A 13,856-nucleotide genomic window follows, 5' to 3' on the forward strand; every position below is an offset into this window, starting at 1 on the left:
TGTTATACTTCCGCTAAATATTTATGTACAAAACTAATTGCCATTGAACCTTCGCCTACGGCTGATGCCACGCGGTTCATTGCTCCTGCCCTAACGTCGCCAGCCGCAAATATCCCCGGACAGCTTGTTTCGAGCAGATACGGATCCCGGGTCAGCTTCCAGGTTTTTCCAAATTCATCGTAGTTGATAAGTTCGCGTCCCGTTTCGATAAATTCACGCTTATCCTTTATAATATCCAGTTCAATCCAATCGGTATAAGGTTTGGCGCCGATGAAAATATAAAGCGCGTCGGCCGCTCTAACTTCAGTGTTCTTTGTAACGATATTTGAAATCGAGATACGCTCAAGCGATTTAGTTCCGCAAACTTCCACAACCTCGGTCTCAGGAATTATTTCGATGTTCTCCGTGTCACTGATCTGCTTGATCAGATAGGCCGACATGGTGCTTTGAAGGCTATTCTTTCTGATGAGGATGTAAACGCTTTTGGCAAATTTTGAAAGATACATCGCCGCTTGCCCGGCCGAGTTGCCACCGCCAATAACATATACCTGTTTGTCTTTACATTCCGAAGCTTCGGTAACAGCAGCGCCATAATAAACACCTGCGCCGGTAAAATTCTCTATTCCCGGCACATCGAGTTTGCGGTAATCAACGCCCGTCGTAATGACTATCGCACGGCTTATTACCTCCGGCCCGTCATCCAATATGATCGTTTTATAGCCGTCTTTTTGTTTGATGTCTTTTACGCCGGTAGGCGAAAGAAATTCTGCGCCCAGCCTTACTGCCTGGCTTATTGCTCGGCGTGTAAGATCAGCGCCGCTCAATCCCGATGGGAAACCCAGGTAATTTTCAATCCGCGAACTTGTTCCAGCTTGCCCGCCCGGCGCTTTACGCTCAATCAATAACGTTTTCAATCCTTCCGAAGCTCCGTATACGGCAGCAGCTAATCCCGCCGGACCGGCACCGATAATCACCACATCATAAACTTCATTTTTCGCCTGCGGATTTAACCCTGTCTTTTGAGCGATAGCGCGTATTGATGGCTGGCTTATCACATCGCCATCTTCAAAAATTACAACCGGAAGATCTTCATTCGTTAGATTATTAATGCTTAGCAACTGCGACGCTTCATCGCTTTTTTCTATATCGAGCCATTTATACGGGATCAGGTTACCCGCGAGGAAATCTTTAATCGTATGAGATTTTGGCGAAAACTGAAACCCGATAAGCTTGATTCTGCTAATATCCGGAACGTAGCCGCTTTGCCATTCGTTCAAAAGATCCTCCAGTACCGGATAAAGCTTTTCTTCCGGCGGATTCCATGGCTTCATTAAATAATAGTCAAGCCGAACGTCGTTTATTGCTTTAATCGCCGCTTCCGTATCTGAATATGCCGTTAACAGAACACGCCTGGCGTCCGGATAAAATGCAATTGCTTTAGCTAAAAAATCTACGCCTTCCATATCGGGCATGCGCTGGTCGCAGAGAAACATCGCAACTACTTCACCCGAATTTTTAAATTCCGTCAGGCTTTCAAGCGCTTCGTTAGCTGAGGTGGTGCTGATAATTTTATAGTTATTGTTAAAATGCGCTTTAAGGTCGCGGCTAATTGCCCGTAATACCTGCGGATCGTCATCTATTGATAAAAGAATTGGTTTGTTCATGGCAGATACATATTGTCAGTTTAACTTTTCAGAATTTACAGGGAGGCAAATGATAAAACTCGTTTGTCCCGGAATAGATTTAAACTTAATCGTTCCCCGGTGCTGATTGATTATACGATGGACGACCTCGAGCCCCATACCAGTTCCTTTGCCAATTTCTTTTGTGGTGAAAAACGGATCGTAAATCCTTGACTGAATCTCAGCCGGAATGCCGGGGCCGTCATCAGTAATGGTGATCTCAATAAACTCTCCGTCCAGACGGGTTTTAATAGTTATCGTTCCTTTTTTGTTCGGCTCCAATGCGTCGATAGCATTATCGATGATGTTTGTCCAGACCTGGTTAAGTTCGCCGACAAGAGCCATTATTTTGGGCACCTCCTGCCCGTAGTCTTCAACCAGTGAGATATTATTTTTCCTCAGCTTATGGCTGAGCATGGTGATGGTGTTTTTTATCCCGGTATGGATATCGGTTAGCTGCTTATCGGAAGCCTGATCCATATGGGTAAACGTTTTAACAGAACTAACCAGCTGCGAAATGCGGTTCGAAGCTTCCTCGATGTCCATCACGATTTTTTCTGTGACCAGATTATTGTTCATCCAGTTTAATATCGGGCTTAAATGAGCGGCCGGAATTCTACGACTAAATCCTTCGAGATCGTCGAGATTAAAACCAAACTCAACGAAGTTTCCGGCAAGTTCCTCAGCGTTAGCAACCGCATGGTCTTCAAACCAATCATCGAGTTCATCTTCCTTGCGGCTTCGCTGCATCAAAGTAAGTGGCGCCGGCTTTTCCTTGTTAAGAATTTTGAACAACTCATTATTTACGGCGTCAACCTGTGCAGCATCCATCCGGATTGAAATCACATCTTTAAACGCTTCCGGCTGTAGCCGCAGATGTTTCTTCAAGGTATGCGAATCACGAACAATGGCAGCTGCAGGATTATTGAGTTCGTGGGCAAGTCCGGCTGAGAGTTTTCCCAACGCCATCATTTTTTCATTTTGCTGCTGGAAAGCGGTATATTCTCTTACACGATTTGTCATCATATGCACCAGTGCCTGCGTAAGCTCGAAATGAAACTTTACCAGCTCCGGGATTTTTTCGATCGGAAAAGTCATCAGCGCACCGTCAGTAATAAATTCGCCGTAAGCAGCAGCGATTTTCCCACGGGAATATGGGAGATAACCAGAAATACTTCCGGCCTCATAAGTAACCAATTCTCTTTTGTTGTTACCCTGATAAATGTACAAGCGCACTTTACCGGTTATCATGATGTGGGTTCCCAGGATAGTATCACCCGGTTCGAACAAAAATTCACCGGCACGAAACTCGCGATACACACTATTATCTAAAAACCACTGAAGTTGTTCATAAGGAACATCCTTAAGTATTTCAATTTTTCCGAGCCACGAAACACCTACTGATTGCATTGACTAAAATTAAGTATTATCCGGCTGCCCTAAAATGATATTGATCAATTTCAATCCTGGTTTAATTAATATCTAATATTTACCTGCCATTTTTTAAGAAGCTCCGACTGGTACACCTTATAAAACAGGTAGTTATATCGTACTAAACAGGTATTTAATCCCTGTTTGATTTCTTTAATTAATTGTTCTTTTACATCTCACATTACGATTTGTCATGAGGACCAGTTTAAAAAATTTCTTGCTTTTATCTTATTCAAGCATGCCTGACACGGAATTTATTTGTGAAAATCAGGGTGAGTTACGGATAAAGGTAAGCCGCATTAATGAAATTAAGCTTTCATTGCTTCGGTCGAAGTTAATTTGTGGCGTCGCTAACCATTGTATGTATATTTTTGAAAATATCAGCAACAATTCGGTGCAAAAACAAGAACTGATTGCAGCAATAGATTGGTACAGAAAAAATTATCAAATACCATTATTGAAAGTTTATTTGCCCGGATAAGCCTGGTGGGCTGCACAGACGCTGTTACCGAAAAAATATACCAGGAGTTGGGCCAGGGCTTTTCATATCACATGAAATAATACGGAAGCACAGTGGGTAGCTTTGGGTGGATAGGGAAATTGACAAAGAATCGACTTTTACGTTTACCTAGCCTGTTCTCTGCTAATTAACGGCGCCATCCAGTTCAGCCGATGAAGAACAGGTATTAATTCCGGCCAAAACAGGTATTTTTCCATAGAACCCAAGGCAGCAAGGCTTGTTGTTCCAAATAGAATAAGATGAAAGCATTTCTTCATCGTAAATTCGAAAGGTTATTAAGTTTTTTTTCCATCTACCTATGGAGCCGGATATGTGGAGGTCATATCCGGTTTTTTTATGCCCAGGCCTTTCTTAAAAAACGTATCCAGTTTCTGTGCATAATGTTTTCTATATCGGCTTCGGAATAACCCCGGTTGTTAAGTGACATTTTTACTTTCTGAATATCTGCTATTGTTTCCAGGTCATACGGGCATTGCTCTTTTCCAAATGCGCCATCCAGATCAGATCCAATGCCAACATGCAGCGTGTTTCCAGCCAGCTGGCAAATATGATCAATGTGGTTTATCATCACTTCCAGGTTACAATTCATTCCTTGGGGTGTCGATTTACCACGAACCCAGTTTGGCACCATCATCCACGCATCCAATGCAGCTCCGATAACGGCGCCGCGATCTATCAGCGCTTTGATTTGCTCATCACTATACTGCCGGTTGTGATTCACCAACGCACGACAATTGTTATGACTGGCCCAAACATGGCCATTAAAGTGATCAAGAGCTTCCCAAAAACTATCGTCGCAAAGATGAGTGGCGTCAAGGATAATATTCAGCCGTTCCATTTCTTTTAGAAGTTCATGACCTTTTGTTCCCATAAAACCTGTTGCATCAGTTCCCTGTGCGTATCGTCCCGGTCCGTAATGAGCTGGGCCAACAGCACGAAGTCCGTACTTATAAGCTCTTTCGAGATACGACACATTAACGAGTGAATCTGCTCCTTCGAGGCTTAAAATATAACCAACCGGATTTTTGGAATTATCTGTCTGGCCGAACCACAAGCCAAGATGTTTATCCAGGCTTGCCAGATCAATGATCTGCACCATTTCCCCGACATCTTCCATCGCTTTATACCAGGCGAGCTGGCCTTGAGTCTGCGCCCATGCTTGTTCGGCGGAGTGCCAGCCGGGAAGCGGATTTCCGGGCGCGACATATCGTGCGATCTGCGTCGCCACTACCAGGCCGATATTTCCTTTTCGCAGATCAGGTAACGACACGACAGCCTTGGCTCGATCGGGTTTGTCAGACAGCCCCTCTTCCCGTTTATTAATTTCTTCAATTGGCCGGGTTAGATCACGGTTCCATTCGAGCGCATTCATGCTTAAATCGAGATGGGCATCTACTATAAACATTCGTCAAAAATTAATTTTACGATCGCGGGCAATGGTTGGCCATTCTCCCAAAATTTGATGATTTTCTATAATAACTGCCCGCTCATATAAGGCAACAGTCGGGCAAACATGATAGGGTATTCCGTACAAGACATCGCCTGTTTTAAAAGAATGGCCTTCACCGGCATCTAAAATCAGGTGTTCTTCACTATGCCCGACGAATTTCAAATTGCCGGCGTTTAAAAACACAACCCGCTTTTCCAGCACATTTTCTGAGGCGACAGATTTATGACCTAAGTCGAGACATATCTTCGTTGAATCGGGCAACGAAATTATCCGGCTAACCAATACCGCCGAAGGCAAAAAAGTCTGCTCGCTGAATGCCTGCTCATAACCTGCATCCCAGTAAATAAAAGTACCCGGGCTGCATTCGACATCGTTTCTCGCGGCGAAAAACGGAAACGTTGGCGTTCCTCCGGCAATAATTATTGGGAATATGTTATTCGCCTTTAACTCCGCAACCAATTTTTCAACCGGGCTAAAAGCCTGCAAATATTTAAATTTTCTGATTTCGCAATCGGCATCGTGAATATGTCCGTCATAAGCATGGAGGCCCTTGACAATTATTCCCGGAAAGCCTCTGACAGCTAAAAACAGCTCGAGTGCACGCTCGTCGGGCGCAATTCCGGTTCTGTTCATCCCAACGTTCAAGTCGATAAACACCGGGATCTTGATGCCATTTTTATAGGCTACATCCGAGATATGAGCGGCGGTCTCTTTGTTATCGATCAAACAGGAAAACATTGTACCATGATAGTTTTTTATAAGCGCAATGAATCGTTCGAGTTTTGGACCAGCGGGCTGATATGCCAGAAGCACATCGTTGGCCTTACTCATTCCCAGCATCTCTGCTTCGGCAATAGTAGCGCATTTAAACTTATTGATTCCCACTGCGAGACACAGTTCAGTTGCGCTTTGACTTTTATGGGTTTTGACATGCGGCCTCAGGCGATTGACATCGCCGATCATCGTTTTTAACAGATTGATATTGTGTTTAATCCTTTCAGGAAAAACTACTAATGCCGGCGTATCTAATTTGTCAACATCAGCGATTGAAAACCAGGACGATTCAGATGCCTCCATGTTATTCTAATTCGAACAAAGCCTCGATTTCAACCGGAATATTATCGGGAAGCGATCCGAAGCCAACAGCACTTCTAACACCAACTCCATTTTCAGGTCCCCAGACTGAAGCAAAAAGTTCGCTGCAGCCGTTGATGATATAAGGATGCTTCTCAAAATCGGGCGTACAGTTAACCATCCCGAGAACCTTGATAACCCGTTTAACTTTATTGAAGGAACCCAGATTCGTTTTAATGGTAGACAAGATTGTAAGCCCAACCTGCCTTGCAGCGAGCTTTCCGTTTTCCATATCGATTGAATCACCAATACGGCCAATAATCAGGCTTTTATCGTCCTGTACCGGGCCATGTCCCGACACGTACAGATACTTTCCATCTATCAGAAATGGCTTGTATACACCTAAAGGTGAAGGCGCGGGCGGAAGTGATAAACCAAGTTTTTCAAAATTTTCGTCTGCAGAACTCATATCGTTATTTAATTACAAAATTCAAAAGTAACACACACAGAATACCAATAACCGAAACTAGCGATTCCATAACCGACCAGGATTTGACGGTATCCTTTACACTGATATTAAAGTATTCTTTAAACAACCAAAAGCCGGAATCGTTGACATGTGAAAACATTAAACTGCCGGCTCCGACTGCCAAAACCATTAGATTGGGGTCCGTATGAGTTTGTTGCATTAAAGGTGCAATAATACCTGCTGTTGTAAGGCCGGCAACAGTGGCCGAACCGACACATGCCCTTATGATTGCCGCAATCAGCCAGCCCAAAACCAATGGTGGCAAGCTTACATGCTGCAAACTTGCGGCAATCGCGTTGCTGGCCCCGCTGTCTGTCAGCACTTGCTTCAACGCTCCCGAACCGGCGATGATTAACAAGATCATACCGATATCTTTAACGGCGTCGACGTAGATCGACATAATTTTAGTCATGTTTCTACCGGTGTTCAATCCTAAAGAAATCGTCGCTACGATCAGCGCAATGATCATAACGATCGATGGCTGTCCTATCAGCGTAATGATATTTTTAAAAGAACTACCGGTAATCAGATAAGGTAGCGCCGTTTCCAGCATAAGCAATACAACGGGCAAAAGCGCCGTAGCGAAACTCACGGCTACCGAAGGTGTTTTGAATTCCGTTGATTGTACTGGAATAAAAGTTTCGAGTGGGTGAGACTGTATTCCTTTTAACGATTTTGCGAAGATCGGCCCTGCCAGTATAATTGTGGGTATAGCGACGATAATCCCATAAATTAACGTCAACCCCATGTTTGCGTTAAATTGAACTACCAATGCAGAAGGCGATGGGTGTGGCGGCAAAAAACCGTGAGTGACAGACAAAGCAGCTAGCATTGGCAAGCCGATAAAAATGGGGTGAAGCTTATACTGATAAGTGATCGAAAAGATCAATGGCACCATTAATACGAAACCGATGCCATAAAAAAGGGGGATTCCGATAATGAAACCGGTTACAACCATTGCCCACTGGATGTATTTCACGCCAAAAACATTCATCATAGCATTTGCAAGCTGCCTGGCGGCTCCGCTTTCCGCAATCAATTTTCCAAGCATAGCACCTGTACAGAGTATGATGACAAGTGAGCCAAGCGTATCGCCCAAACCCTTTTCAACGGATTTTGTCACCTGGTCTGCCGGCACGCCCAGCGCTAATCCGGCTAAAATGGAAACGATCAGAAACGAAAGAAAAGCATTTACCTTAAAGGTCGAGATCAGAATGATCAAAGCGATAATCGCGATAACAACAATCAGTATAGTCATAATCTTAGTTTACAATCAGTTCATCCACCAATAACCAGGCTTTGCCGCCCGCGCCATATTCACCTTCGGGAATAATTCCTTTGTTAACCGCCCTTACTTTAACAAATCTGGCTTCAGTGGCTGGAATAGTTGACCTGATCTTATTTATACCGTTTACCGGGAATTCCTTTTGGCGATACACCGGCTTATAATCTTTTCCATCCTGAGATAAATAAAACACGAGTTCGGAAGGTTCCCACATTTTCTGCCAATGATACTTTAGGATATTTGTTCCAACCAAAGTCACTGGCTGGATTGTTCCTAAATCGACCACCGCCTCAAAATCGCTGCCACTAAAGCCATACCATTGGCTATCATTATATCTGTTAGTTCCAGAAACACCATTGGTCAAAGCAAGGGTATTCCCTGGATTGAAGTTGCCGGAGGCTTCGTATTTTAGTTTAACTGGTTTACCCGTGGCTTTATGTATTACAAATTGACGCTGATAGGCTCGCTGTACTTTTAAGCCTCCTTCGAAAAGTGATGCCTTCAATATACACGATTCAGCTATTTTAACCGGGATTTGGTAAATGGCACTTTCAATAGCAGGCTCGCTTCCGTCTAAGGTGTAGTGTATTTCCGCGTTTGGACTTGTACTTTGTAATTTCACCAGCGGAATGTTATTAGGCGATTGAATTATGCTGTCAGTTATTTCATCATAATTAGTCGAATAATTAACAGCCAGCTTCTTTAAAAGCGGCTCGTTTACCCGCACACGTTTTAAAAAATCAGGAAGAGAACGATTTGCTTTCGATGTCCATCCCAATTCCGCCAGTGCAAGAAGACGTGGAAAGATCATGTATTCCGCGTGCTCGATAGTTGACATATATTCTGTCCATACATTAGCCTGTACCCCTTTAATGTACTTAGCATCTTCGCTGCTCAACACAGCCGGTACAGGTTCGTAGCTATAAATCTTACTTAAGGGCAGATACCCGCCAGCGGCGAGCGGCTCGTTGGGATTTAATGATTGATAATAGTCTAGGTAAACATATTTTTCCGGTGTCATCACCACATCATGCTTCAGCCTGGCAGCAGCGATGCCTCCTTCTTCGCCGGTCCAGCTCATAACTGTCGCTCCGGTAGTTAATCCGCCTTCCCGGATTTCGTCCCAGCCGATAATTTTTCTGTTTTTGCTTAGTAGGTAGTTACTGATGCGCTGTATAAAATAGCTTTGAAGTTCATGCTCATCTTTTAAATGCTGGTCGGAAATTCTCTTTTGGCATTTTGGGCAGGATTTCCATCTTGTTTTAGGGCATTCATCGCCGCCTATGTGAATGTATTCCGAAGGAAAAATCGCTATCACTTCGTCCAAAACCTGTTCTAAAAAGTTAAAGGTGTCATCGTTGCCGGCACAAAAGACATCGTCAAATATTCCCCAGAATTTTGCGGTTTGATAAGGGCCGCCGTTGCATCCCAGATTTGGATAGGCGGTTAATGCAGCCGATGCATGGCCGGGCATCTCAATTTCCGGAATCACCGTAATATGTCGTTCCTTCGCGTATCTTACAATTTCGCGGGCATCTTCCTGTGTGTAATATCCGCCATAGCGTTTCCCGTCGAACTGACGAGGCAATTCTTTTTTGTGCCCGATCAGGGTTTCATCCCGGTAGGCGGAAATTGTCTGCAGTTTCGGAAACCGCTTGATTTCAATCCGCCATCCCTGGTCATCGGTCAAATGCCAGTGAAACGTGTTGATCTTATACAGTGCCAGAACGTCTATCCATTTTTTTATGGCACTTACCGGAAACATATTGCGGCTAACATCCAGGTGCATCCCACGATATGAAAAGCGTGGATAATCCGTTATCGAGCATCCTGGTACAGATACCATTTTATTTGTTGAAACATGGATTAATTGTATCAGCGTTTGTAATCCATAAAAAACGCCGGCTTCGTCATGACCTGTTAATTCAATAAGCTGCGGGGTAACTGTCAACCGATAGCCTTCTTTTTGAGCAGCCAGGTTGCTGTCTATTCGCAGGGAGATGACATTCTTACCAGAAAATGCATTTGATACTGTTAAACTATATCCCGCATAGGATTCGACATAACGTTGGAAAAAAACAAGACTCTGCCTGTTAACTCCGGGTTGAAGATTGATGACGGTCGACCTGTTTATCGTAAAACTCCCTGAGCCTACAGTAATACTGACGGGCTGAGGAATGACCGATAACAGCGATTTTGATGCCTGTCCGAAGCAGTACTGAGAAGACAGAAAAACAAATAAAACCTTACTTACAAGCTTTATCAGCGTTCGTTTTGATTTAAGTTTAGACTGCACCCGGCGAGTTTAACAGGTTAATACTGCAAGCAAGATAACAAATTTTCCGAGCCGATATCTCCGCCGCCTAACTGCTTTTATTATCCAACGTTTCGCCGATGGCGCCTGGTAATTTTTTTGTTACCATTCTTTAAGTCGATTAAATCATTAATCTGCTTAGCAGCCACTAATCAGTCATTTATCATTGATTAGTCCCATCAGTTACTTTACCTCCCTCGCAGTGTTCATTTTCATAACATGCACTTAAACTGCAGTTAATATGCAGTTTAAAACTTGCGCCCGATTTTAAATGCCCATACCGTCAATCAGCCGGTAAAAAACAAAAAAATATGGAGATTAATTTTACTTACTTCTCAAAGAAAAGTCATTTCAAAAGGCTAAAACGGCCTGGGATTTCGCTTCTCTTTTCCCTAATGGCGATCACATTTACTGCACTGCTGCCGAAAAATGTGAATGCACAAACCGATGTACTAACCGTTAAAGGCGTTGTGGTTGACGACCTTAGCAATGATCCGCTGCCCGGAGTGAGTATCGCTGATGCTCAGAAAAAAAATCTTGGAACCACTAATTCCAATGGCGAATTTACCATAAGAACCAGCAAAGGTTCGGAGATAACTTTCAGCTATCTCGGTTACAATGCGCTGTCAAAAAACTTCGTTTCCGCTCAGGAAAAAGTGATTATACGTCTGAAGCCGAAATCAAGTGAACTCACTGAAGTCGTAGTAACTGCCCTAGGTATTAAGCGTGATGAAAAATCGCTTGGCTATGCCAACACCGTTGTCAACGGCCAACAACTAACGGATGCACCATCGGCAAACTGGACGGACGCTCTGTCGGGTAAAGTTGCCGGGCTGAACATGATCCGCTCGAACAGCGGTCCAACCGGATCAAACAAAATCATTCTGCGCGGAGAAAATAACCTAACCGGTGAGAACGAAGCCCTGATTGTTGTCGACGGTGTTGTGATTAACAACGGCAGCGGCCGTCGCTCAGCAAATGACAGCGATAAAGCTTATGGAACCGGCAGCGACAACATGCCGGCCGATTACGGAAGCGGCATTAACGATATCAACGCGGAAGATATCGAAAGCGTAAACGTGTTAAAAGGTCCGGCGGCGGCAGCGCTGTATGGGCAGCGTGGAGCTAATGGCGCAATCATCATCACAACTAAATCCGGAAGCAAACACAAAGGTTTGGGCATAACGTTCAACTCTAATGCGTCCTTTGAAAGTGTAAACCGCTGGCCGGACCTGCAATTTGAATACGGCCAGGGCCTCGCGGGAGCCGATTATTACTCGTTCAACAATACCGAAGATGGGGTAAGTACTAAAGGAACAAGCTCGGCTTACGGTCCTAAATTCGACGGCCAGATGTTTTACCAGCTTGATCCAGCTACTCAAACCACCGGGGCAACACGGACGCCATGGGTTCCTTACACTGACAAAATTCACGACTATTTTCAAACCGGACAAACCTATACGAACTCCATCAGCGTTGATGGCGGAACCGACAAAACCAGCGCACGTTTCTCAGCAACTAACGTAACCAATAAATGGATCACCCCTAACACCGGCTATAACCGGAACTCGGTATCAATGTCGGTTAACTCTAAGATCAGCGATAAGCTTAATATTGCCGCGAAGGTTGATTATACCAATAAATGGGCCGACAATCTTCCCGGTGCCGGTTACGGAAATCAATCCATCATGTACTGGTTTATCTTCTGGCAGCCAAATGCGGACCTTGACTGGCTGAAGAATTATTGGGTAAACGGAAAAGAAGACAGGCAAATATTCTATCCATACAGCACCTTCCCGGAAAATCCATACGCCGTTGCCTACCAGTTCCTGAACAAAACAAACCGCAATGGTGTAACGGGGAACGTTCAGGCAAGCTATAACTTTACAAAAGATTTAAGCCTCCAGGTCAGAACATCACTCGATTTTTCTTACGACCAGCGTTCGCAACAGCGGCCTTACGACTCGGGATCTAAACTACCTAAAGGCTCATACAGAACTCAAAACATTTACTCACAGGAGGCGAGCAGCGATTTCCTGTTGCGTTATAACAAACAGATCACCCATGATCTAACGCTGACTGCTACCGCTGGTGGGAGCATGCTTAAAAACAATTATAATCGCGACGAGACGAGAGCGGATTCTCTGGTATATCCGGGTTCTTATATCTTTTCGAATGCTGCCGGTCCTCTGGCAACTGTACCTTATAAATCAAAATATTCGTTAAACAGCTTTTACGGACTACTATCGTTAAATTATCGTGATTACTTATTTTTTGATGCAACTGGTCGCCAGGACTGGAACAGTGTTTTAGCGACGCCGACACGTACCGATGAAGCCGGTTTCTTTTACCCCTCGTTCAGCGCCAGCTTTATTCCCTCATCAATCTTTACATTACCAAAGGCGATTTCCTATGCCAAGTTGAGAGCATCATACGCCAGCGTGGGCAGCGGAGGTTTGAACCCGTACACTACCTCATTCAATTATGTTTCTCCCGGAAGTGTTTATTCCGGCGCATTGGTCAATCCGACACTTCTTCCAAACGTTAACCTCAGTCCGCTAAGAACCAGCTCGGTGGAAGTTGGTGCAGATGTACGCTTTTTTCAAAGCAGGTTAGGTTTCGATCTTGCACTGTATTCGGGTACCACCAAAGATCAGATACTTAATCGCGTTGTCGACCGGTCCTCTGGCTATGAAAAGGCCGTTATCAATGCTGGCAAAGTTAATAATAAAGGAATTGAGCTCGCCGTTAACGGAACACCGATCAAGACAAAAAATGGCTTCAATTGGAACCTTAACCTGACGTTCTCGGCAAACAAAAATAAAATTGAAGAGCTGAGCGACTCTACATTGGTACTTCAATACGGACCAACAGGTAACGGACAGATTGTTGCAAAAGTTGGCGGCAGCATGGGCGACATGTATGGAAGAGGCTACCTGCGCTCGCCAGACGGCCAGATTATTTACGACTCGAAAACCGGGTTCGCAAAACTTTCGGATGATCTGGTTTACCTTGGCAATACCACACCGAAATGGCGCGGCGGTATAAACAGTTCATTTGGGTATAAACAATTCCGTTTAAACCTGCTGTTTGATGCACAGTTCGGAGCTGTTGCCTATTCCCTGACTAATTATAAACTCGCCGAACAGGGTAAAACAACGAACACGCTTCCCGGAAGGTACAATGGCATCATCGGAAACGGAGTTATAATGAACGAAGACGGCTCATACCGCCCCAACGATGTGACCGCAACCGATATCGATAACTATTATCGTTCTCATTACGGTATTGACAATGCAGAAGGTAATACATTCTCGACCGACTTTATCAAGTTCAGAGAGGCGCGTTTCGACTATACACTAGGTAACAAACTAACCAAAAAACTGGGGCTTTCGCGCGCCACGATCGGCGTTTACGGCCGCGATCTGTATATCTGGACAAAGTGGCCAATCTTTGATCCTGAATTTGGAACACTCGCAGGAAGCGATATCGTAAGAGGATTCGAAACTGCCCAGTTTCCTTCAACCAGAACTTTTGGATTCAATTTAGTTGTCGGCCTTTAATCTCAAAA

The 13,856-nt window shown here is 44.4% G+C and carries 8 protein-coding genes; 1 reads left to right on the plus strand and 7 read right to left on the minus strand.

From position 1 onward, the window contains the following. Positions 1-2 precede the first annotated feature (2 nt). From GS399_RS01790 to GS399_RS01820, 7 genes are all read right to left on the minus strand, one after another. A complete protein-coding gene (locus tag GS399_RS01790) occupies positions 3-1,664 on the minus strand; it encodes an FAD-dependent oxidoreductase (RefSeq protein WP_160842861.1) in 1,662 nt (553 codons plus the stop codon). Positions 1,665-1,679: 15 nt separating this feature from the next. Continuing rightward, entirely contained in the window at positions 1,680-3,092 is a 1,413-nt protein-coding gene (locus tag GS399_RS01795) for an ATP-binding protein (protein ID WP_160842862.1), read from the minus strand. Positions 3,093-3,967: 875 nt separating this feature from the next. Further along, positions 3,968-5,038, minus strand: a complete 1,071-nt coding sequence (locus GS399_RS01800) for a dipeptidase (RefSeq protein ID WP_160842863.1) — start codon at positions 5,036-5,038, stop codon at positions 3,968-3,970. A 3-nt stretch (positions 5,039-5,041) separates the two neighbouring features. Then, the gene (locus GS399_RS01805; RefSeq protein ID WP_160842864.1) at positions 5,042-6,160 is read right to left on the minus strand and encodes a D-TA family PLP-dependent enzyme; all 1,119 of its coding nucleotides are present in this window, start codon (positions 6,158-6,160) and stop codon (positions 5,042-5,044) included. A 1-nt stretch (position 6,161) separates the two neighbouring features. Continuing rightward, positions 6,162-6,626, minus strand: coding sequence for a RidA family protein (locus GS399_RS01810; protein WP_160842865.1), 465 nt, complete (start codon positions 6,624-6,626; stop codon positions 6,162-6,164). Positions 6,627-6,630: 4 nt separating this feature from the next. Next, complete coding sequence (locus GS399_RS01815; protein WP_160842866.1) at positions 6,631-7,944, minus strand: gluconate:H+ symporter; 1,314 nt, start codon at positions 7,942-7,944, stop codon at positions 6,631-6,633. Between the two features lie 4 nt (positions 7,945-7,948). Then, positions 7,949-10,267, minus strand: coding sequence for a glycoside hydrolase family 20 protein (locus GS399_RS01820; RefSeq protein WP_369410089.1), 2,319 nt, complete (start codon positions 10,265-10,267; stop codon positions 7,949-7,951). 329 nt (positions 10,268-10,596) lie between these two features. Between GS399_RS01820 and GS399_RS01825 the strand changes: the two genes are divergently transcribed. Then, entirely contained in the window at positions 10,597-13,848 is a 3,252-nt protein-coding gene (locus tag GS399_RS01825) for a SusC/RagA family TonB-linked outer membrane protein (protein WP_160842867.1), read from the plus strand. The last annotated feature ends 8 nt before the right edge of the window (positions 13,849-13,856 follow it).

The sequence above is a fragment of the Hufsiella arboris genome (assembly GCF_009834875.1).
Lineage (GTDB): Bacteria > Bacteroidota > Bacteroidia > Sphingobacteriales > Sphingobacteriaceae > Hufsiella_A > Hufsiella_A arboris.